20 protein-coding genes and 3 pseudogenes are annotated in these 20,641 nt (G+C 74.4%); 7 read left to right on the forward strand and 16 right to left on the reverse strand.

What is annotated here, in order from left to right:
* From H299_RS40140 to H299_RS40150, 3 genes and pseudogenes are all read right to left on the reverse strand, one after another.
* Positions 1 to 166, reverse strand: a pseudogene (locus tag H299_RS40140) (IS5/IS1182 family transposase); the annotation flags it as partial.
* A 58-nt stretch (positions 167 to 224) separates the two neighbouring features.
* Positions 225 to 902, reverse strand: a complete 678-nt coding sequence (locus tag H299_RS40145; protein ID WP_486587128.1) for a replication initiator — start codon at positions 900 to 902, stop codon at positions 225 to 227.
* 5 nt (positions 903 to 907) lie between these two features.
* Positions 908 to 1,265 (reverse strand): annotated as a pseudogene (locus H299_RS40150) (IS5/IS1182 family transposase); the annotation flags it as partial.
* Positions 1,266 to 1,497: 232 nt separating this feature from the next.
* On the opposite strand from H299_RS40150, the gene H299_RS39835 reads away from it, so the two are divergent.
* Positions 1,498 to 2,199: a hypothetical protein gene (locus H299_RS39835; protein ID WP_027747177.1), complete on the forward strand. Its 702-nt coding sequence runs from the start codon at positions 1,498 to 1,500 to the stop codon at positions 2,197 to 2,199.
* A 227-nt stretch (positions 2,200 to 2,426) separates the two neighbouring features.
* Here the strand turns inward: H299_RS39835 and H299_RS40155 are convergent.
* The 5 genes and pseudogenes from H299_RS40155 to H299_RS0102915 form a co-directional block, all read right to left on the reverse strand.
* Positions 2,427 to 2,513, reverse strand: a pseudogene (locus tag H299_RS40155) (tyrosine-type recombinase/integrase); the annotation flags it as partial.
* 188 nt (positions 2,514 to 2,701) lie between these two features.
* On the reverse strand, positions 2,702 to 2,851 hold the full coding sequence (locus H299_RS39455) for a hypothetical protein (protein WP_158692262.1): 150 nt from the start codon (positions 2,849 to 2,851) through the stop codon (positions 2,702 to 2,704).
* A 229-nt stretch (positions 2,852 to 3,080) separates the two neighbouring features.
* Complete coding sequence (locus tag H299_RS0102905; protein WP_027747178.1) at positions 3,081 to 3,314, reverse strand: hypothetical protein; 234 nt, start codon at positions 3,312 to 3,314, stop codon at positions 3,081 to 3,083.
* Between the two features lie 159 nt (positions 3,315 to 3,473).
* Positions 3,474 to 3,980 carry a metallophosphoesterase family protein gene (locus tag H299_RS0102910; RefSeq protein ID WP_027747179.1) on the reverse strand — a complete coding sequence of 169 codons (507 nt, stop codon included), beginning with the start codon at positions 3,978 to 3,980 and terminating at the stop codon, positions 3,474 to 3,476.
* 30 nt (positions 3,981 to 4,010) lie between these two features.
* On the reverse strand, positions 4,011 to 4,835 hold the full coding sequence (locus H299_RS0102915) for an alpha/beta fold hydrolase (RefSeq protein ID WP_027747180.1): 825 nt from the start codon (positions 4,833 to 4,835) through the stop codon (positions 4,011 to 4,013).
* A gap of 153 nt (positions 4,836 to 4,988) precedes the next feature.
* Here H299_RS0102915 and H299_RS0102920 point away from each other — a divergent pair, with 153 nt between their 5' ends.
* The 3 genes from H299_RS0102920 to H299_RS31880 all read left to right on the forward strand — a co-directional run bounded on the left by H299_RS0102920 (position 4,989) and on the right by H299_RS31880 (position 8,193).
* Positions 4,989 to 5,867 (forward strand): MmyB family transcriptional regulator, encoded by an 879-nt coding sequence (locus H299_RS0102920; RefSeq protein ID WP_051262080.1) that lies wholly within the window; start codon positions 4,989 to 4,991, stop codon positions 5,865 to 5,867.
* 215 nt (positions 5,868 to 6,082) lie between these two features.
* A complete protein-coding gene (locus H299_RS31875; protein ID WP_051262081.1) occupies positions 6,083 to 7,660 on the forward strand; it encodes an AlkA N-terminal domain-containing protein in 1,578 nt (525 codons plus the stop codon).
* Positions 7,660 to 8,193, forward strand: a complete 534-nt coding sequence (locus H299_RS31880; RefSeq protein ID WP_051262082.1) for a methylated-DNA--[protein]-cysteine S-methyltransferase — start codon at positions 7,660 to 7,662, stop codon at positions 8,191 to 8,193. Before H299_RS31875 ends, H299_RS31880 begins: the two co-directional genes overlap by 1 nt.
* Here H299_RS31880 and H299_RS0102935 read toward each other — a convergent pair.
* Complete coding sequence (locus H299_RS0102935; protein WP_027747182.1) at positions 8,166 to 8,555, reverse strand: PPOX class F420-dependent oxidoreductase; 390 nt, start codon at positions 8,553 to 8,555, stop codon at positions 8,166 to 8,168. The genes H299_RS31880 and H299_RS0102935 overlap by 28 nt on opposite strands.
* 89 nt (positions 8,556 to 8,644) lie before the next feature.
* Here H299_RS0102935 and H299_RS0102940 point away from each other — a divergent pair, with 89 nt between their 5' ends.
* Positions 8,645 to 10,189, forward strand: coding sequence for a protein phosphatase 2C domain-containing protein (locus tag H299_RS0102940; RefSeq protein ID WP_027747183.1), 1,545 nt, complete (start codon positions 8,645 to 8,647; stop codon positions 10,187 to 10,189).
* Positions 10,190 to 10,253: 64 nt separating this feature from the next.
* On the opposite strand, the gene H299_RS0102945 is transcribed toward H299_RS0102940, so the two are convergent.
* The 3 genes from H299_RS0102945 to H299_RS31890 all read right to left on the reverse strand — a co-directional run bounded on the left by H299_RS0102945 (position 10,254) and on the right by H299_RS31890 (position 13,367).
* Positions 10,254 to 11,417: a DUF2637 domain-containing protein gene (locus tag H299_RS0102945; RefSeq protein ID WP_027747184.1), complete on the reverse strand. Its 1,164-nt coding sequence runs from the start codon at positions 11,415 to 11,417 to the stop codon at positions 10,254 to 10,256.
* Between the two features lie 134 nt (positions 11,418 to 11,551).
* Complete coding sequence (locus tag H299_RS31885) at positions 11,552 to 12,454, reverse strand: (2Fe-2S)-binding protein (RefSeq protein ID WP_051262155.1); 903 nt, start codon at positions 12,452 to 12,454, stop codon at positions 11,552 to 11,554.
* Positions 12,455 to 12,578: 124 nt separating this feature from the next.
* Positions 12,579 to 13,367 (reverse strand): hypothetical protein, encoded by a 789-nt coding sequence (locus tag H299_RS31890; RefSeq protein ID WP_051262156.1) that lies wholly within the window; start codon positions 13,365 to 13,367, stop codon positions 12,579 to 12,581.
* 317 nt (positions 13,368 to 13,684) lie between these two features.
* On the opposite strand from H299_RS31890, the gene H299_RS31895 reads away from it, so the two are divergent.
* A complete protein-coding gene (locus H299_RS31895) occupies positions 13,685 to 15,013 on the forward strand; it encodes an NAD(P)-binding domain-containing protein (protein ID WP_051262083.1) in 1,329 nt (442 codons plus the stop codon).
* 7 nt (positions 15,014 to 15,020) lie between these two features.
* Here the strand turns inward: H299_RS31895 and H299_RS0102965 are convergent, their stop codons facing one another.
* Positions 15,021 to 15,860 (reverse strand): endo alpha-1,4 polygalactosaminidase, encoded by an 840-nt coding sequence (locus H299_RS0102965; RefSeq protein WP_037757639.1) that lies wholly within the window; start codon positions 15,858 to 15,860, stop codon positions 15,021 to 15,023.
* Between the two features lie 277 nt (positions 15,861 to 16,137).
* On the opposite strand from H299_RS0102965, the gene H299_RS0102970 reads away from it, so the two are divergent.
* Positions 16,138 to 16,890, forward strand: a complete 753-nt coding sequence (locus H299_RS0102970; protein ID WP_027747186.1) for a DeoR/GlpR family DNA-binding transcription regulator — start codon at positions 16,138 to 16,140, stop codon at positions 16,888 to 16,890.
* A 71-nt stretch (positions 16,891 to 16,961) separates the two neighbouring features.
* Here the strand turns inward: H299_RS0102970 and H299_RS0102975 are convergent, their stop codons facing one another.
* From H299_RS0102975 to H299_RS0102985, 3 genes are all read right to left on the reverse strand, one after another.
* On the reverse strand, positions 16,962 to 17,831 hold the full coding sequence (locus H299_RS0102975) for a class II fructose-bisphosphate aldolase (protein ID WP_027747187.1): 870 nt from the start codon (positions 17,829 to 17,831) through the stop codon (positions 16,962 to 16,964).
* Positions 17,828 to 18,715, reverse strand: coding sequence for an SIS domain-containing protein (locus tag H299_RS0102980; protein ID WP_027747188.1), 888 nt, complete (start codon positions 18,713 to 18,715; stop codon positions 17,828 to 17,830). Before H299_RS0102980 ends, H299_RS0102975 begins: the two co-directional genes overlap by 4 nt.
* A gap of 136 nt (positions 18,716 to 18,851) precedes the next feature.
* Positions 18,852 to 20,600: a PucR family transcriptional regulator ligand-binding domain-containing protein gene (locus tag H299_RS0102985; protein ID WP_027747189.1), complete on the reverse strand. Its 1,749-nt coding sequence runs from the start codon at positions 20,598 to 20,600 to the stop codon at positions 18,852 to 18,854.
* Positions 20,601 to 20,641: the final 41 nt, after the last annotated feature.

The following is a 20,641-nucleotide window of genomic DNA, read 5'->3' on the forward strand; positions in this document are numbered from 1 at the left end:
CGTAGGTGTCGCCGCAGCGCAGGTGAGCCAGGACGAGCAGGGCCTGCCGGCCGCAGGTCAGGCGTCGCCAGCGCGAACCGATCCGATGGCGGTGACCTGCGAGAACACCGGAGAGGTGCCGCAGGGCGCGGCTGGACAGATCGATGCCGGACGGGTAAACAAGCACGTGAAGCTCCTGGCGGACTGGTGATCTTGGTCGTGAACCCGTCTACCAGGAGCTTTCTTCATGCCCGTCGCCGGGGCTGCCGGTCCAACCACCCGTCAGGTTGGAAACGGCTCAGTGGCGGGTGCGGGTGGAGAAGTGGCCTCGGAAGCCGAGCATGGGGCCCACCCGCGCAGGCGGAGTAAGCGTGCCGGCGGTTGGCGGCGAGGTGCCAGGCGGTGTGGATCATGCGGGGGCGTGGTCGGTGATGTCGTAGCCAGCGAGTTCGGCGAGGAAGGGGAGACGGCGGTCGAGGGTGCCGGTGGGGGTCTCGGCGCCTTTGGCGGCGTACTTGGCTATGCAGGCGGCGATGTGCCGGTCGGTGACCGGGCCGCCCCCGGTGAAGTCGGTGCCGCGGATCGCGCGGACGTCGATCGCCGCTCGAACCGGAACACCAACCGCCCGTCAGATCTGCGACTTGGGGCGGGGGCGCGGGGGCGTATCCGGTGGGCCGTGGCTGCTTCGGCAGCTCGCCCTCATGGTGGACGCGGGTGCGTGCGGCGGCGGTGCGGACAGCATGGTCGAGGAGGTCGAGGAGGTCGAGGAGTTGGACGGTGGCCCAGGCGGGTGGGGTGCTGGTAGGGCCAGTGGGGCCGTCGAGGCGGCTGACGGTGTGGAAGTGGATCCGGCCCCGTTTCTGATACTCGGCGACCTTGGCGGACGAGATCGCGGCGTGACAGCGCAGGGCTCGCTGCGGCACCCCCTGGAGTAGTACGGGGTGTCGGCGGTGATACGGTCGATCCGCGGCAGGTGCCGTCGAGGATGACGCACGCCTTCTCGCGGACCGTCCGCTTCGCCTCGGCCGAGGAGGGGCGAGGGTGGACGGGGCCTCGACGGCTTCACGTGTGCAGCGGTAGGCGGTCGCGATCCCGATGCCGAATCCGGCGGCCAGTTGGGCGTAGGCGTCGCCGCACCGCGGGTGGGCCGGAGCGAGTAGGGCCTGACGTGCGGCGGGATGGCGCCGCCACCGTGTCCTGGTCTCCTTCCGCCTCGCAGTCAGTTGTCCGATCAGGAACCGCAAGGTGCAGCTGGACAGATCGATCGAGGACGGGTGGAAAAGCACGCGAAGCTCCTGGTGGGCACGGGTGATCTTGGTCGAGAACCCGTCCACCAGGAGCTTCGTCGTTGCGCAGGACTGTCCAACTCTCGGCCGGCATCACCAGGTTGGAAAAGGTCTGACAAATATTGATGACCCGGCCGAGCATGAGAGGTGCGGCATGCGGTGCATTGAAGCGGCCGGATGAATGTTGTAGACCGGATACCCAGCGGGGTCCGTTCAGGGAGATCATCGAATAATGGATCAATTTGCAGTTCTAGATTTTGCGGCCGGGGTGAAATCGGATTCTGTCCGACTGCTACTCGCGCAGGCTGGGGCCCTCATGAAAGAGGACCTGCCCTATCAATGGGTGTTGCCAACTTCGCATGTCTCTGAGGGTCTCGCCCGCGAGCTGGAATCGCATGGAATCGATTACAGTCTACTGTTCGAGGTTCGGCCAGGGATCGACGCGTCGATCGACAGGATCGCCGGCTTCCCGTGGTTGACCCCCTTCGACGAGCATCCGTTCAGTGACGACCTGGTCATGGCAAAACTCGAGGGCACGAAAAATCTCGTATGCAGCGAGGCCTTCCTTGAGTGCATAGGAGACGTGAGTGCCGGGATGGTGCTCCACGAGCTGGATGAAAATGAAGGATTCTACGCCGTGGAGCCCCCAGAGCTGCCCGACCCGATAGTTGTCCCCCGGGCACTTCATCTTGTCGAAGAAGACGACCTGTGGATCGTGCGCAGCGACGGAAGGGAACTTCTGACTGCCAGGAACGGTGCCATGCTGCGGAAAGTCGGAATCGCACGGGCACCGCGGTGTTCCGTTGAAGGGCGGACATACGACTGGAAACGAGTGCCCATTGTGAGTGGGCGTGTCCTGTCCGTCGTTGATGAGGGCGCAGTCATCGGGGTGGCAGGGTCTCCTGGGTACCTCGACTGGGTGGACGAGGCATGAGCAGGCCGGCTCTGCCTACCAGAAGAACTCGCCGAAAGTCGGCCGACGGACCCGGATCGACCACGACTGATACCTGGGTGAACCGGTCGACGACTCGGTCGATGAACCCCGGCAAGGGAGCCCCGGGCAGCGAGACGAGCCGCCGCCGAAGGCACCGCAGCCGGGTCCGCCGCAGGTGCGGCAGGCCCGGTTGCGGGGCCGGGACCAGGGCTTGGCGTGGACGCGGTCACGAGTTCGGCGCCCTGTTCCAGGAGCAGGGTCGCAGTCGAGTGCCTGAGGTCGTGGAAGCGGACGCGGCGGTGGCTCGCGGCGCGAGGAGGCGGGAGCGCCGGATGCGTGGCCCGCAAGGCGAGGGATCTCGCCCGTCCGCTCGGGGTGCTCCAAGAACTCGGGTCGGGTCAGCCGCGCCTTGCGAAGCAACGTCGTCGGCCCCCACGTCGAGGGCATGTGCCGGGAGTGGGCGCGCGGGTACGCGGCTCCCGGCAGCTGGGGCGGTACGCCCTCACGGGTGGCGGGCGAAACAGCGTCCGACCCGGTTGCCCGGACCAGTCACGAGGTGGACGTCGCCGTCTTCGGGCAGGGTGCCGACGGAGAGGAACGGCTGCCGGCAGTCGGAGAGGCGGAGTGGCAGGAGCCGATCGGTCTTGGGCATGTGCGGAGCCTCCGGCACATCCGTGGCGGCTGCTGTGCTTCGGGGGCGCGGACTTCGCCGACGACCTGGCCGGGACGCGACCGTTCGGCTTGTCGGCCTGGAACGCCTGTACTCAGGCGACTTGACCGTGCCGCGGGGCGGAGCGGCGGTCGCTCCGCGGTGTGGCTGAGCCTGCCGGGCGGCCTTCGGCCGGTGGTCACCCGGCAGGCGTCAGGGCGAGGGCCCCGGATCAGGCGTGGTCGACCAGGTCGGAGCGGCCCTTCATGCGGGCGCAGTGGGCGCAGCAGAAGAACTGGCCGTCCGCCTCCAGGCCGTGGCCCAGGATGCGGCACTGGCAGTTGTCGCAGATCGGGGCGAGTTTGTGCGCGGCGCACTCGAAGCTGTCGAAGACGTGCACCTCGCCCGCCGCCCGTACCTCGAAGGACATCGCGTAGTCGTTGTGGCAGACCTCGCAGGTGGCCATGTCCGATCACTTCTTCCTGGTGATGGAGGGGGTTGTGGGAGGGCAGGGTCAGGACACCGCACCCGCCGCCCCGTGGGTGCCGCACCGGGCCGGGGTCCGGGGGCGGAATCACCCGTCCGGCTGACCTGTGGCCCGGACGTCAGCGCCGAGCGCCAGGTTTCACGGCACGCGCGGTGGCAGGCGGTGCAGTACGACCTCGGCCAGCCGGGTACCCCGTACCTCGGCGGTCATGTACGTGCAGTGCGGCTGGCGCCTGCGGTCCGTCGGCGAGCCGGGGTTGAGCAGGCGCAGGCCGCTGTCCGCCGTGCTGTCCCAGGGGATGTGGCTGTGGCCGAAGACCAGCACGTCCGTGTCCGGGAAGCGCTCCGCGCAGTGCCGCTCCCGGCCACGTGCCGGGCCCGTCTCGTGGACCACCGCGAGGCGCAGCCCGGCCAGCCGTACGTGCGCCTCCTCCGGCAGCCGGGCGCGCAGGTCCGGGCCGTCGTTGTTGCCGTACACGCCGACGAGGCGGCGGGAACGTTCTTCCAGCAGGTCGAGGGTGGCGGTGTCCACCCAGTCGCCCGCGTGGATGACCGCATCCGCCCAGGAGAGGCGCTCCAGCACTTCGGCGGGCAGTCGGCGGGCGCGGCGCGGCAGGTGGGTGTCGGAGAGCAGCAGCAGGCGCACCGGCCCACCGTACCGGGCGGCGGCTGACGTTCAGGGCTCCAGCAGGAAGTCCCGGACCAGGTGGACGAAGGCGTCCGGCTGCTCGAAGAAGGTGACGTGTCCCGTGTCGAGTTCCGCGTAGCGGCTGTGGGGGAGCGCCGCGTGCAGGTCGCGGCTGTTCTGCACCGGGACGGTGAGGTCCTGGGTGCAGCCCACCACCAGCGCGGGCTGGTGGATGCGGGGGAGCAGGTCCCGGATGTCGACGCGCAGATTCAGGTCGACGTGGCGCAGGGTGCCGGGGGTGGGCGGCATGTTGGGCACCAGTTCCTCCACCTCCGCCCGCCCGATCGCGTTGAGGAAGCCCCGGCTGAAGCCGGTCATCGTGACGCTCCGGCCGAAGGACTCGGGGTCCGTGGGGCCGAGCCGCTGCCACAGGGTGAACAGGTTGCGCAGGTACTCGTCCCCGCCGGTGTGCGCCCACCCGGCCACCATGACCAGGCGGCGTACGAGGTCGGGACGGGTGGCCGCGACGGCTGCGACGACCGGCGCGCCCAGCGAGAAGCCGAGCAGGTCGACGGGCCCGGCGGCGGGCGGTACGGCGTCCTCGACGACGGCGACGACCTGCCGCGCGAGCCCGGCCACCGTCAGCGGCGCGCCGTCGTCGCAGGTCCGGTCGGCGCCGGAGAGGTCGGGGGTGAGGACCGTACGCACGTCGCCGAAGCGGTGCGCGACGCCTCCCCAGGTCAGTGCGGCGCCCGCCGAACCGGTGCCGTGCACGAGGACGAGCGTCCGCCCGGGAGCGCCATGGGCGCCGTGGGCGGGGAGGCCGGTGCTGCCGTAGTGGACCTGGGCGGCGTCGATGGTGACGGTGGGCATGTCCGTGTCTCCTTCGTCGGTGCGGGACGCCGGACCGCGGAAAGTCCGGCGCCCCGCACACTGCCGCCGCCGGGGCGCGGTGAGGAGAGCACCGCTGCGGCTGGGACTCGCGATCCCTGGCTCCGGCGGGGACGGTCGGCGATGATCAGAGGTATGCCGATGGACCGCCGTGAACTCGCCGACTTCCTGCGCCGCTCCCGCGAGCGCCTGCGCCCGGAGGAGGCCGGATTGCGCGCCGGACCGCGCCGCCGTACGCCCGGACTGCGCCGCGAGGAGGTCGCGCAGCTCGCCGGGATGTCCGCCGACTACTACATCCGGCTGGAGCAGGCGCGCAGCCCGCAGCCCTCCCCGCAGCTGCTCGCCGCGCTGGCGCGGGCGCTGCGGCTGGACGAGGACGGGCGCGACCACCTGTATCTGCTCGCCGGGCACCGGCCGCCCGCCGGACGGGGCGCGGGCACGCACGTACGGCCCGGCCTGCTGCACCTGCTGGAGCGGCTGACCGACACCCCGGCCCAGGTGCTGGGCGACCTCGGCGACGTACTGGCGCAGAACGCGCTGGCCGAGTCGCTGCTGGGCGGCGTGTGCACGGTCTCCGAGCACGGCCGGAACCTGGTCTGGCGCTGGTTCACCGAGCCGGCGGCGCGCGAGGCGTATCCGGCGGACGAGCACGAGCACTACGGCCGCGTCCACGTCGCCGACCTGCGCGCGGCCGTCGCGCGCCGGGCGGGCGATCCGGTGGCGGCGCGGCTGGTGGCGCGGCTGCGGGCGGTCAGCGACGAGTTCGCCGCGCTGTGGGAGCTGCACGAGGTGGCGGTGCGCCGCCGCAGCCGGATGCGGGTGCTCCACCCGGTGATCGGGCTGCTGGAGCTGGACTGCGAGACGCTGCTCGCGCCCGAGGAGGACCAGCGGCTGCTCATCTTCACGCCGCTGCCGGGCGGTGCGGGTGCGGGGCAGCTGGACCTGCTGCGCGTGGTCGGGCGGGAGCAGTTCGCGACGGGCGACGCGGGGGAGCGGCGGCCCCCGGCAGAATGAGGGCCGCAGGGCCGCAGGGCCGTCCGAGAGATGCGTCGCCCGGTGCCTCGGCTCGCCCGGTGCCGAGTACAGCCGGAAAACTGACAGGGAGAGACGCCGCATCCTGGCCCGGCCGTACCTCCGGACCTCAGGGCTGTCCCGCAGCGCGGCGCCCGACGGTGGCGTCCGATTTCCGCTAGCTCAGCTTCCCGTCCGGGCGCAGACTGGGAGGCGTGATGACAGCAGAGAGCAGGTACGAGGCGGTACGGAGCCGGGACGCGCGGTTCGACGGCGTGTTCTTCCTGGGCGTGACCACCACCGGCATCTACTGCCGTCCGAGCTGCCCGGCGGTCACCCCCAAGCGGGAGAACGTCCGGTTCTACCCGTCGGCGGCCGGTGCCCAGGGCGCGGGCTTCCGCGCGTGCCGCCGCTGCCGCCCGGACGCGGTGCCCGGCTCGCCCGAGTGGGACGTACGGGCCGACGTGGTCGGGCGCGCCATGCGCATGATCGCGGACGGTGTCGTGGACCGCGAAGGCGTCGCCGGGCTCGCTGTCCGGCTCGGGTACAGCTCCCGCCAGGTCCAGCGGCAGCTGACGGCCGAGCTGGGCGCCGGGCCGGTCGCCCTCGCCCGCGCCCAGCGCGCGCACACGGCCCGGCTGCTGCTCCAGACGACACCGCTCGCGGTCACCGAGATCGCGTTCGCGTCGGGCTTCGCGAGCGTCCGGCAGTTCAACGACACGGTGCGGGAGATCTACGCGACCACCCCGAGCGGGCTGCGCGCGGCCCGGCGCGGCGGCCTCGGCTCGGCCGGGCCCACGGCGCCCGCCGCCGCCCGCGCCGCTGGCGCTCGCGCCGGCGCCGCCGACCTGGACACCCCGTGCGCCGGGGTGCCGCTGCGGCTGGCCTACCGGGGCCCGTACGCGGCGCGCCAGATCTTCGACTTCCTCGGCCTGCGCGCGATCCCCGGCATCGAGGAGATGACGGGTACGGCGCCGCACCGCACCTACCGCCGCACGCTGAACCTCACCTACGGCAACGCGGTGGCGGAGGTCGAGGAGCGCCCCCAGGGCACGGCCAGCGGCAGCCACAACTGGCTGGAGGCCCGGCTGCGCCTCGCCGACCTGCGCGACCTGACGACGGCCGTGCAGCGGGTCCGGCGCCTGTTCGACCTGGACGCCGACCCGTACGCGGTCGTCGAGCGGCTCGGTGCCGATCCGGCCCTGGGACCGCTGGTGGCAGCCGCCCCCGGTCTGCGCTCGCCCGGCGCCGCCGAGCCGCATGAACTGGCCGTACGGGCGGTGCTCGGCCAGCAGATCACCGTCGTCGGCGCCCGTACGCTGGCCGCGAAGCTGGTGGCCGTGTACGGGAAGCCGCTCTCGGCACCGGACGGCGGGCTCACCCACCTCTTCCCCGACGCGGGCGCGCTCGGCGGGGCCGCATTCGACGAGCTGGGCATGCCGCAGGCGCGCAAGCGGACGCTGCGCACGGTGACGACCGCGCTGGCCGACGGCACCGTCACGCTCGACACCGGCGCCGACCGGGACGAGGCCGAGCGGGCGCTGCTGGCCCTGCCCGGCATCGGCCCGTGGACGGCCGGATACGTACGCATGCGGGCGCTCGGCGATCCGGACGTCTTCCTGCCGGGCGACGCGGGCGTACGGCACGGGCTGGCCGCCGTCGGCGCGGAGGCGGGGCACGCGGAGCGGTGGCGGCCCTGGCGCTCGTACGGGCTGCACCACCTCTGGAACGCCCTCCAGCCCGCAGGCGGCAACAGCAACGGCAATGGCAACGGCACTGACCAGGAGAACGAGTGATGCTGTACACCACCCATCCCAGCCCGCTGGGCGAGCTGCTCGTCTCCGGCCCCGAGCCCGGTGCTGTCGCCGCGATCACCGTGCCCGGCCAGAAGCGCGCCACCCCGGTGCAGCCGCACTGGCGGCGGGCCGACGGCGCGTTCGGCGCGGTCACCGAGCAGCTGGACGCCTACTTCGCCGGTGAGCTGCACGAGTTCGACCTCACCCTCGCGACGCGCGGCAGCGACTTCCGGGAGCGCGTGTGGGCGGCGCTCGACGAGATCCCGTACGGCTCCACCGTCACCTACGGCCGCCTCGCCGCGATGGCCGGGATGGACCCGCGCGCCGTACGGGCCGTCGGAGGAGCGGTCGGTGCCAATCCGCTGACCGTCGTGCACCCCTGCCACCGCGTGATCGGCGCGAACGGATCGCTGACCGGCTACGCGGGCGGGCTCGACCGCAAGCGCCAACTCCTCACGCTGGAAGGGGTGCTGAGGCAGCAGGACCTCCCGCTGTCGTTCGCCGGTCAGTCTTCCTCCAGCCCCCAGCTGTAGATCCACCGTGGATGGATGCGGATCAGCTCCTCACTCAGGTGCGCGCCAAGGTCGTGCGGGCCGGTGAGGAGTTCCGCCACCCCGCGGATCTCCACTCCGCGTACCTTCCACGGTGTGACGCTGGCCAGGTCGTCCACAACGAGTGACAGCCGCGGATTCACCAGCAGGTTCCGCCACTTCTTCGTCTGGGCGAGCGCGAATCCCGCGATCATGACCGTGCTGTCGGTACGGAGGAAGAAGCCGACCGGATTCGCCTGCGGCTGACCGGCGGGGTCGACGGTGGCGAGCCTGCCCAGCCGCTGGGTGGCCAGATAGGCACGTTCCGCATCGCTGAAACTCTTGTTACCGGTGGTGTCCGTCATACCGTCAGCCTCACACGTCCGCCCGTGCGCCGCCGTCCCTTCCCCGGAGCGGGGCTCCCGCACAGCCGCCTTCGGTGACAATGAGGGGCATGAGCGAGCAGGGGGAGCGGCACGGTCCGCGCATCGGGGAACGGGACGACGACTGGTGGGGCGAGCTGTACGACGGCGACGCCCCGGACACGGGGCGCTCGGCGGCGGGCGACACGCTCGACGACCGCTTCGCCTCGGCCCGCCGCACCGTCGTGGGGACGACGGGGGCGGCGAAGGCGGCGGAGGAGGAAGCGCGGCGGGAGGAACAGCCGGAGGAGGAACGGCCGGCGGAGCCGGAGGCTTCGGGGGCTGGGGTATCGGAAGAGCCGCAGGGGCCGCAACAGCCTTCGGAGCGGCAGGAGTTGCCAGAGCCGCGCCGCCCGGAGTGGTGGGAGCAGGCGGCGGAGCCGGAGGAGGCGCCGGAGCCGGACCCGGACCCGCCACGCACGGCGGAACCGGCGGCAGCCCGCCGCGCCGAGGAGCCGGAGCCGGGCGGACCCCGGCGGACCCTGGCGGCGGAGCTGCTGGTCGGCGCCGAGCCCGCCGCGGCCGAACCTCCGGTGACCCGGCGCGAGCGGCCCGAGCCCGCCGCCGCTTCGCCCACGGCCGAGCCCGCCGCCGAAGGGCCCCGCCCCAGTGAACCTTCCGTCGCCTCCGCGCCCGCGCCCGCGCGGGCACAGCCCGGTGAGCTGCCCGCCGCCGACCTCGCGGCGCTCTCCAGCCTGGTCCCGGACACCGTGCTGGACGGTGCCCGGCACGGCTCCGTGGCGCTGCGCGCCGTCTCCGTACGCGGCGACACCGCGCGGCTGGCGGGGGAGCCGCGTCGGGACGCGCTGCTGACCGCGCGCTTCGGCACCGGGGACAGCGCCCTGCTGCTGGTGGCACTGGCCACGGGCGCCGGGTCAGCGGAGGCGGCGCACCGCGCCGCGCGGGAGGCGTGCCACACCATCGGTGAGGCGATCGGGCGCAGCCACGAACGGCTCGTGGCGGACCTGCTCGGCGGGAACCGCGGCGCGCTCAAGGCCGGGCTCAAGCGGCTGACGGACCGCAGTCACAGTCAACTGCGGGCCCAGGCCGCCGCGTTGGGTCTCGGACCCGGCCAGTACCGGGCCGATCTGCGCTGCCTGCTGCTGCCGGGTGACGCCTCCTGTGCGACGCGGCTGTTCTTCGGCATGGGCTCGGGCGGCCTCTTCCGGCTGCGGGACGGTGCCTGGCAGGACATCGAGCCGCGCGTGAGCGAGGTGCCGCCGCCCGAGGAGGCGTCCCGGCGGGAGCCGGGCCCGGAGAGCGGGGAGGCCGGGGAGGTGCCGGAGCCGCGACCCACGATGAACCTGGGCATCGCGACGCCGGACGTGCCGGGCCTGCCGCAGCCGGAGCCGTTCCGCTTCCGTGCCGCCGTCGCCCGACCCGGGGACACGCTGCTGCTGTGTGGGGCCGGATTGGCCGAACCGTTGCGCGCCGTACCGGAGTTCGCCGACTCCCTGGCGGAGCGCTGGGCGTCCGCAGCCGAACCGCCGGACCTGGCCGAGTTCCTGACGTGTCTTCAGGTTCCGGTCACCGGTTTCGGCGGTGACCGTACCGCCGCCGCCGTCTGGGAAGGGTAGCCCCAGCCCGGCTCCGGTCCGGGCGCGCGTCCCGGTCGGGTCGCGCGTCGCGGCCGGGCGCGGCTCAGCCGAACTGCCGCTCGATCTGGGCGAGTTTCTCCTCCAGGGAGTCGAGTCGCGGACTGGCCGGGTTGTGCAGGGCGTCGTCGTCCGCCGGCGGCTCCGTCCGGTGCCCCGCCGGCGGTCCGCCGCGGTCCACGACCGCCTGGAGCGCGGGCCTGCGGGCGGCCCCGACAGGTGCGGCGGCCTCGCCCGCGGGAAGGGCGCCGGGCTGGCCGCTGTGCTGCCCCGGGTCCGTGCCGATCTCCACTTCCAGCCCCGGGGCGCCGCCGCGGCCCCGGTGCCATCTCCGGTGCTGGCGCTGGATGGCCTTGCGTCGCGCCCGCTCCAGCTTGTCGTGGTCCCGGCGGCGCAGCCGGTCCTGCTCGTGCCGCCGCTGCTCCTCACGTACCTCGTCGACGGCCTCGTCCAGCGAGCGCACGCCCTCCAGCAGCATCAGCGACCAGGCGCGGTAGGTCTCGCGCGGCGCGCGGAGCCACCGTACGACCCGGATCTGTGGCAACGGGCGTGGGACCAGGCCCTGTTCGCGGAGCGCGGCCCGGCGCGTCTGTTTGAGCGCGCGGTCGAAGAGGATGGCCGCCGAGAGCGACATCCCGGCGAAGAACTGCGGCGCGCCGGCGTGTCCGGCGCCGCGCGGCGCGTGCACCCAGTTGAACCAGGCCGCAGCCGCCGCGAACGTCCATACCAGCAGCCGCGATCCGAGCGAGGCGTCGCCGTGGCTCGCCTCGCGTACCGCGATCATCGCGGAGAACATCGCCGCGCCGTCCAGGCCGAAGGGGACCAGGTACTCCCAGCCGCCGGAGAGGTTGAGGTTCTGCCGCCCGAAGCCGACCAGGCCGTGGAAGGAGAGCGCCGCGGCCACCGCCGCGCAGCAGAAGAGCAGCAGGTAGGAGGCGGTGGCGTAGAGGGTCTCCTTGCGGCGGCGGCGCTCCTCGGCGCGTTCCTCGGCCCGCTCCTGGGAGTCGGGCGGTGCGGGCTCCCTGGTCTTGCTGCCGCCGCCCTTGCCGTCCGCGCCCTGCGCGCCGCCCGTGCCGTCCGTGTGGCCCGGCCCCGGTGCGCCGTGCTGCCCGCCCTTGTGCCGCGCCGTCAGCAGGACGGCCGCCAGGGCGCCGACGAGCAACGCGGCGCCCGGCAGTACCCAGTTCAGCGGTATATCCGTCAGTGTCATCGGGGTGCCCCTCGCCTTGCCTCGGTGTCGCCGAGCATCCTGGCGAACTCCCGTCACCGGAAGGGGAGTTTCGGCGCAAGAGGCCACCAATGGGCGGTGCGGGGTACGGAAGCGGGTGTTCTGGGCCGAACGGGCTACCGGGTGCCGGTCAGCCGCTCGATCCGCTCGGTGTCGCAGGTGCGCGGGCAGGTGACACAGGTGTCCTCGGGGCGCAGGGTGTAGAAGAGGCAGCAGCTGCCGCGGTCCCGGGTGGGCAGCGCCTCGCCCGACGGTCCGGTCAGTTCGCGGAAGGCCGCGCCCCGCGCGTACGGGGCGGTCGAGCCCGGCAACAGCAGCGCGGCCTCCGACATGGCGCGCGCCTCCTCGCCGAGGAGATGGCCGAGATACCAGAGCCCCTCGGTGATCTCGTCGGTCGCGATGCCCCACAGTGCCCGGGAACCGCGCCGCAGCCGGGGCCTGAACGCCTCCAGCACCGGCCCGAGATGGTCCGCCACGGCGGTGCGCAGCTCCGCGCGCAGGGCCTCCTCGCCGCTGACGACGCGGGCGCCCGGCGCGGTGGCGGCCGGGTCGCCCGGCAGGCAGCTGAACTCCCTGATGCGGACCGAGAACTGGCCGGGGTCGCGCCGGAAGGACACGGCTTCCACGGGGAGCCGCGGCACCCGGCGGGAGAGGAACCAGGGGATCGTCATGAGCAGGCAGGCCGGCCAGGCGTACCGGTGCAGCGCGAAGCTGGCCACCACGTCCGGTCGCGCACGCTGCCCGTAGTCCTCCAGGAGCCGGTCGTCGTCCCAGGCGAGGAAGGCGTCCAGCGCGGGGCCTCCCCGGACCAGATCGGTGGCCGCCAGCCAGCCCTCGCCGCTCGCCGGTACGTCGCTCTCCAGCACCTCCAGCCGGGGGAACGCCTTCGTCAGCCTGGCGTAGGCGGCGGAGAACGGAGCGGGGGTGGGCCGGACAGGGGAGAACGGGGCGGGGGAGAGAAGCGCGCCGGGCGAGGGCGCGCGGGAGGGGGCGGGCGAGGCGAGCGCGGGCAGGGTCATCGGGTCCACCGGATCGACGATCGATTGCAGGCAAGCCTTACCTTACCTGACATGATCGCGCTTCGGCGCTCGCCAGTGCGATTCCGGCCCCGGCCGCGCCTTCGGCCGCCGGCGCACCCGTGGGTCAGGTGGTGCCCAGCTCCCCCCGCAGCCAGGTCGGCACGCCGCCGAGCAGCCGGAAGAGCCGCCCGGCCTCCGCCCGCAGCCGCGCCGCCTCCTCCTGCGGCTGGGTGTCCGCGAGCGCGACCAGCGCGGGTGCCACGCCGACCAGGAAGCCCAGCTTCTCGCGCAGGTGCAGCGATTCGGTGAACCCGTGCCGCGCCTCGGCCAGTTCGCCGTCCCGCAGCGCCAGTCCGGCCAGGTGCCGCCAGGTGAACGAGCACAGCAGCGCGTTCCCGTGTGCGGTGGCGCCCGCGTGCGCGCGCCGGTACGCGGCCTTCGCGGCCTGCGGGTTGTCGCTGAGCTTCTCGGCGATCAGACCGCGCCGGAAGTCCAGCAGCGGCCTGCTCTCGGCCGTGGGGGTGAGCAGCGCCGCTGCGCGGCCCAGTGCGGCCCGCGCCTCGTCCGCCCGGTCGCGGGCCCCGAGCAGCGTGGAGGCGTACGCCAGGTGGCCGCGCTCGCAGGCGGCGGCGCCCCGCTCGTCGTCGTCGCCGGCGACCGCCTCGGCCGTCCGCAGCGCGTCCTCCGCCGCGGCCCAGCCCTCCGCGGTGAACATGCAGCGCTCCACCAGCAGGGCCGCACGGCGCACCGCCGCCGTGAAGTCCTGCGCCGCGCGCGGTTCGAGCAGGGCCGCCGCGTCGTCCCAGCAGCCGCGGGACCGCAGCCGCCACACGGCCCGTTCCGACGGGGTGTCTCCGCCGCCGAATACGGGCGAGGTGTCTCCCTCGTGGTCCTGCCGTACCGGACGTGACATGGCGGTCTCCGCCACAGTGCCCTCCCCTAGCGCGCCTTTGAGCCGGATGTGACCGCATCTCAGCACGAGTTGGGGGGCCTCGCCAAGAGAAAGTGTGAAGCAGTTCACAAAGTTTTACTCTATGGCCCTGTCTGCCAAGCGGGCGGGGCCGGGGCAGGGGATGGTCCCCCTTCGTGTGACCGTATGTGTATCAGGGTGCAACTAAGCCGAATATCGCGCGTCTTACCAGTATTTATGTTTCCTCTATGTCATGGTTTACCCACCGTCGCCGGGCCTCCCGCCACCCGACACCCCCACACACAGAACGGAAAGCAGTCATGGACGACCTGCTAGTGGTGGGCGCAGGCCCCTACGGGCTCTCCGCCGCCGCGCACGCCACCGCAGCCGGGCTGGGCGTGCGGGTGCTGGGCAGACCGATGGCCAGCTGGCGCGACCACATGCCCGCCGGCACGTACCTGGAGTCCGGCCCCTGCTCCGCCGCCCTGTCCGACCCGTCCGGCGCCCGCACCCTCGCCGACTACCGCGCCGCCCGCGACCCGCACACCGGGCACGACGGCCCGCTGCCCGTGGAGACGTACGCCGCCTACGGCCGCTGGTTCGCCGAAGGCGCGGTACCCGGGGCCGAGGAGCGCACCGTGACCGCCGTCCGCCCCCGCGAGGGGCACTTCCTGGTGCGCACCGACGACGGCGACGCCCTTCAGGCGCGTGCGGTGGCGCTTGCCGTGGGCCTCCTGCCCTTCGCCCACATCCCCGTCGCCCTGCGCGACCTGCCCGCACCGCTGCTCTCGCACAGCAGCGCGCACCGCGACCTCGCCCGCTTCGGCGGGCGCCACGTCACCGTCGTCGGCGCGGGCCAGTCCGCGCTGGAGACGGCCACGCTGCTCGCCGAACACGGCGCCGACGTACGCCTGGTGGCCCGCGCCGAGGCACTCCGCTGGCACGCGCCGCCGCCGCCGTCCGGGCGCGGCCCGCTCAGCAGGCTGCGCGAACCCTACTCGGCGCTGGGCCACGGCCTGCCCAACTGGGCCTGCGCGGAGCTGCCGTGGGCGGTGCACGCGCTGCCCGGCGCCCTGCGCAGCCGCGTCACCGCGCACGCCCTCCGCCCGGCCGGGGCCTGGTGGCTGCGGGAGCGCTTCGAGGGCGCGGCGCCGCCGGTGCGGCTGGGTACCAGGGTGTGGTCCGCGGTCCCCACGGTGGACGGCGTACGGCTGCACCTGGGCACCACCCGGGGCACGGAGACGGTGCTGGAGACCGAGCACGTGATCGCCGCCACCGGCTTCGTACCCGAACTGGCCCGGCTGCGGCTGCTCGACCCCGCGCTGCGCGCCCGCCTGCGCACCGTACGGGGCAGCCGGGCGCCCGAGCTGGACGGCGGCTTCCAGTCGTCCCTGCCGGGCCTCTACTTCGCCGGGCCGCTGGCCGCGCCCTCCTTCGGACCGGCGCTGCGCCTGCTCAACGGCGCGGCGTTCGCCGCGCGGCGGCTGACCGCCGGGGTGCGGCAGCGGCTGGAGCGGGAGCGGCCCGGGCCGCGGCAGAGCACGCCCAAGGTGGCGCGGGTGCCCCGCCCCGCCGCGGCGGCGGCCCGGCAGGCCGTGGAGCGCGCCGCCCACCCGGTGCCGCTGGGGCGCGGCCCGGACAGCCCCTGAGCGCGGCTCAGCAGGTCGCGCGCACGTACTCCTGGCCGCCGCGCGCGGTCACCTCCAGGTCCCGGCGTACGACGCTCAGCCGGTCGCCCCACTTCGCGCAGGCGCGCTCCAGGCCCCCGGCCGTGTACTCGATCACCACGACGTGGTCGTCGAACGCCTTCGCGTAGGTGCCGCACTCCTCGTACTGGCCGCACTCCTCCGCGACGGCGAAGTCCAGCCCCACCGCGTCGGCGCTGCCCGCCAGCTCTGCCGTGTTCTTCTGGCCGATGGCCAGGCCGCGGGCGTGCGCGTGGGAGGCCAGCAGCGTGAGGAAGGCCTTGGCGTCCCCGGCGGTCAGCAGGCCGCCGGAGCGGGTGTAGCTGTCGTAGTTGTCGGGCTCCACGGCGTCGAAGCCCTTGTCGGCGCAGCCGTCGGTCCAGGCGTTGACCTTGGCGGCGACGCGTGCGCGCTTGGCGGCGGTGCCGATGTCCAGGAGCGGTTCGTCCCAGTCCGGGTCCATGACGACCTCGCCGTCGGCGTCCCGCAGGAGCAGGTCGGCGGGCCAGCGGCCGGTCTCGGCGGGCTGGGCCTGGAAGGCGTTCACGTAGCAGATGTTGTAGAGCCCGTCGGCGGGCGCGGCGCCGCGGTCCCGGGCGACGATGCCGACGCCCGCGGCCGGCGGGTACGGCTCACCGATCTGGTAGTCGAAACCGGCCCCGGCGGGCGGCGGTTGCGGGGCTGAGGTCTCGGCCGGGGAGGAGCCGCCGGCCAGGCCGGTGGCGGTGAGTCCGGCGGTGGCGAGGGCGGCGGCGGCCAGGACGGCCGCCGCCCAGGGTCGCCAGCCGCGCAGGGCCTGCTTGACAGGCATGGTCGTGCTCCATCCGTCGCGGGTCGGGCCCCGCCTCGGACGCTGCGCGCGGTGCTGGCGGCTCAGGCCGGGTACGGAGGGGTTCCGCTCAGCGGATCGCCGTGTGCCTGTGGCGATCGGACGTGAGCGGATGCGCAGGTGTGTGCAGGCGGGGTGGTGCGCAGCCCTGCGACCGTACCCGTGCGGGCGGGCGTCCGGGCGCTGGGCGGAACGGAGAAGGCCTGCTCAGTAGGCCTTTCCGCGGTCATGCAGGATTGATCAGCGCTACACTCAGGGAATGCTCAAGAGTGATCGGTTGCACCGGATCATCGACCATGTCTCCTCCGAGGGCAGTGCGGACGTGCACCAGCTGGCTGTCCTGCTGGGTGTCTCCGGTGCGACGGTACGCCGTGACCTGCGCGCCCTGCACGATCAGGGTCTGCTCCAGCGCACCCACGGCGGTGCCGTGACCGCCTCCCTCGAGATGCCGATGCGGCACCGGGCGGGCCGGCAGCAGGCGCAGAAGCAGCGCATCGCCGCCGCGGCGGCGGAGCTGGTGCCGGACGGCGCGGTGGTCGGGCTGACCGGGGGCACCACGGTCACCGAGGTCGCGCGGGCGCTGGCCGGGCGCAGCGGCATCACCGTGGTGACCAACGCGGTCAACATCGCGGCGGAGCTGGTGGTGCGGCCCGACATCCGGCTCGTGGTCATCGGGGGCGACGCCCGCTCGCAGAGCTACGAGCTGGTCGGGCCCGCCGCCGAGCGGATGCTCGACGAGTACCACCTCGACCTGAGCTTCATCGGGGCGGACGGGCTGACCGTGGCGCGCGGGTGCAGCACCCACGACCAGCTGGAGGCGCACACCGACCGCGCGTTCCTGCGCAACAGCACCGACGCCGTCGTGGTCGCCGACAGCACCAAGATCGGCAAGGTCACCTTCGCCCGGATCTGCCCGCTCTCGGATATCAGCGCCGTGGTCACCGACAGCGCGGCGGACGAGGCGGAGACCGCGGCGGTGCGGGGGCTGGGCGTGCGGGTGCACCTCGTCTGACGGCCGCGCACCAGCCCCGCCGTCGCACCCGGCCCCCGCCCCGCCCGGCCGCTCCCGCGCCCCGCCGCCGCTCACCCCCCGCCCGGCACCGTACGGGCCGCCGAGTGCGCTGCCCCGAGCACGCCGAGCACCCGCGTCACCTCCTCGGCCATCGCCTCCCGCGCTGGAGCCAGCCAGCGTCGGGGATCGACCAGCTCCGGCCGGTCCGCCAGCGCCCGGCGGGCCGCCCCGGTGAAGACCGCGTTGAGGCGGGTGGAGACGTTCACCTTGCGCATCCCCGCCCGCACCGCCTCCGCGAGCATCGGGTCGGGCACCCCGGAGGAGCCGTGCAGCACCAGGGGCACCGGCACCGCCTCGCGCAGCGCGGCGATCAGGGCCAGGTCCAACTGCGCCCGGCGCTCCGTCATGGCGTGCGCGGAGCCGACGGCGACGGCCAGCGCGTCCACCCCCGTCTCCGCCACGAAGCGCGCGGCCTCGGCGGGGTCGGTGCGCACTCCCGGGGCGTGCGCGCCGTCCTTGCCGCCGACCTCGCCCAGCTCCGCCTCCACCCACACGCCGCGCTCGTGGCACCAGCGGGTGATCTCGCGGGTGGTGGCGAGGTTCTCCGCCCACGGCAGCCGCGCCCCGTCGTACATCACCGAGGTGAAGCCGCACGCGACGGCCTCGCGGATCAGCTCCGGCCCGGTCGCGTGGTCGAGGTGGAGGGCGGCAGGGGTGTCCGTGGCGGCGATGGCCTCCCGTGCGGCGGCGGCCAGCGGACGCAGCGCGCCCCGGTAGGCCACCGCGTTCTCGCTGACCTGCACCACGACCGCCGAGTCCGCCCGTGCGGCGCCGGCGAGCACCGCCTCCAGCTGCTCCAGCAGCACGGCGTTGAACGCCCCCGCGCCGTGCCCGCCGGACTCGGCCGCCGCCAGCAGCGCGCCGGTGCCCAGCAGCGTCACGACGCGTCCGCCAGCACCACGGAACGGGTGAGGTTCGGCGGACTGTCCACGTCCCGGCCCAGGCTCGTTGCCAGCGCCGCCGCCACCCGCTGCGCCTTGACCAGCTCGGCGAGCGGGTCGAGCCCGGACCGCAGCAGCAGGGCGCCGGTCGCCTCGACCTGCTCCGCCAGCCCGTCCGGCAGCCCGCCCAGCGCCCAGACGGCGCGCCCGGGAGCCGCGACGCCGATCGGGCCGTGCCGGTACTCCATCGCCGGGTACGCCTCGGTCCACCAGGCGGCGGCCTCGCGGACCTTGAGCGCGGCCTCCAGGGCCAGCCCGTTCGTCCAGCCGGAGCCCAGGAAGGTGATCTGCGAGGCGGCCAGCACCCGCGGGTCCGGCTCCGCCGCGACGGCGGTCGCGACGTCCGCCAGCGCGCCGTCCAGGTCCTCGCCCAGGTGGGCGCGGAGCAGCATGAGCTGCGTGGTGGGGAAGCGCGTCTGCACCACGGAGCGCTCGTCGGCGAAGTCGAGCACGACGGCGTCGTCGGCCAGCGCCGTCACCGGGGAGCCGGGCACGGCGGTCAGCGCGGTGCTGCGCACCCGGCCGCGCACCCGCTCCAGCGCGCGCAGCACCTCGGTCGTGGTGCCGGAGCGGGTGAGCGCGACCACCCGGTCGTACGCCCGCTCCAGCGGGGCCTCCGAGGCGGCGAACGCGTCCGTGACGCCGTGGCCCGCGGCCTCGCGCAGCGCGGCGTACGACTGCGCCATGAACCACGAGGTGCCGCAGCCGATCACCGCCACCCGCTCCCCCTCGCGCGGCAGCGCCGGTGCGTGGCGCGGGAGCAGCGCGACCGCGCGCCGCCAGCATTCGGGCTGGGACGCGATCTCGTCCGCGGTGTGCGACATGGGCCTCTCCTACGGCTCTGGCGTCTTCCGACGACCGGCTGCTCAAGTTGCACATCACGCTGCGCGAAGTTGAGCGGATGTTCTCCGTTCTATCAGAACTGCGCGGGTGTGCGCGAGAGCGCCTCCCGGCCCGGCCTCAGCTCATGCGCAGGGCGAGGAAGAAGTCGAGCTTGTCCTCCAGCCGGGACAGGTCCCGCCCGGTCAGCTGCTCGATGCGCCCCATCCGGTAGCGGAGCGTGTTGACGTGCAGGTGCAGCCGGGACGCGCACCTCGTCCAGGAGCCGTCCGCGGCGAGGAACGCCTCCAGGGTCGGCACCAGCTCCGCCCGGTGCCGCCGGTCGTAGTCGTGCAGCGGCTCCAGGAGCCGCGCGGTGAACGCCCGCCGCACGTCGTCCGGTACGAAGGGGAGCAGCAGCACGTGCGAGGCCAGCTCCGCGTGGCCCGCGGCGGCCACAGGGGTGCCGCGTGCGGCGGCCACCCGGCGGGCGTGCCGCGCCTCCTCCAGCGCGCCGCGCAGGCCCTCCGCCGAGTGGACGGCGGCGCTCAGGCCCAGGGACAGCCGCCCGTCCGCGCCGAGGCCGCGCTCCAGCGGCTCCTGTACCGGGGCGGCCAGTGCGGCGGCGTCCAGTGCCGCGTCCCCCGCGGGCAGCGGCACCAGGGCCACCGCCTCGTCCTCGGCGCGCGCGACGGCGATCCGGTCGGCGGCGCCGCCGTCCCCGCCGCCGGAGGCACCGCCGGTGCCGCCCGTACCGGCCGCGCCGCCCCCGTCGCCGTCCCGCAGCGGTCCGGCCAGGATCTCCTCCAGCAGCCGCTGGACGGCGCTTCCCCCGGCGCCGTCCGCACCGCCGTCCGCACCCGCGCCCGCACCGTCCGAGGTGCCGCCCGGCTCCGCCCACTCCAGCCGGGCCACCACCACCTGCCAGCGCAGCTCCGGCCCCGGCTCCGGACCGGGCAGCAGTACGGGCAGCGCGGCCCGCAGCCGCGCGGCGGTCTCCGCGGGCGCGGCGCCGGACCGCACCAGCTCCAGCACCTCCTGGGCGAGCCGTCGGCGCACCGCGCGGGCCGCCTCACCGTGCTCCCGCTCGGCGGCGATCAGCTGGGTGACGCCCGCGAGCAGGTCCAGCCGCTCCTCGGACCAGTCGGCCGGGTCCGCGCGCACCGCCAGCAGCCAGTCGGCGAGCGGCGCCCCGCCGCGCACCGGGTCGCCGTCGCCGCGCACCGGGAAGAGCGCGTACGCCGTCCCGTCCCCGCCGGTGGCGCGGTACGGGCTGCGCTGCCCCGCCCGCAGCGCGGCCAGGTGCGCGCCGGCCAGGCGGGTGCGCAGCGCCTTTGGCAGCCTCCCGGCGCCGCCGCCGGGCCCGGCGATCTGGCGACCGGTGGGCGAGAGCACCCAGGCGCGCAGATCCAGGTCGGAGTCGAGCAGGCCGAGCACGGCGTCGGGCCCGCCGCCGCCGGGGCCCGCGGACATCAGCCTGCGGTGCCGTTCCACCACGACCGCCAGATCACCGGCCCGTCCGGCGGAGACCTGGCGCACCACGTGCTCGGTGACCGTCGCGAAGGCGACGTCCTCGTCGACGGCGAACAGCGGCAGCCGGTGCCGCGCGCAGGCCGTCATCAAGTCCTCCGGCACCGAGCCCAGCTCCGCCTCGCCCGCCGCCAGGGCGGCCACCCCGGCGGCGGCCAGCAGGCGGACGAACGGCTCGGAGTCCGCCGCCGTACGCCGCCACGCCAGCCCGGTCAGCACCAGTTCGCCGCCGGAGAGGTAGCGGCTGGGATCGCGCAGGTCGGTGGTCATCACGCCGCGCACGGCGCGGTCCAGCTCGCCGACGCCGCCGAGCAGCCGCAGCCCGAGCGCCGGGGTCTCCAGCAGTGCGCGCAGCCGCATGTCGTCGCCCGCCGTTTCCGTGTGAGTGATCACGAGTCCGC

This window comes from Streptomyces sp. CNH287, from assembly GCF_000424825.1.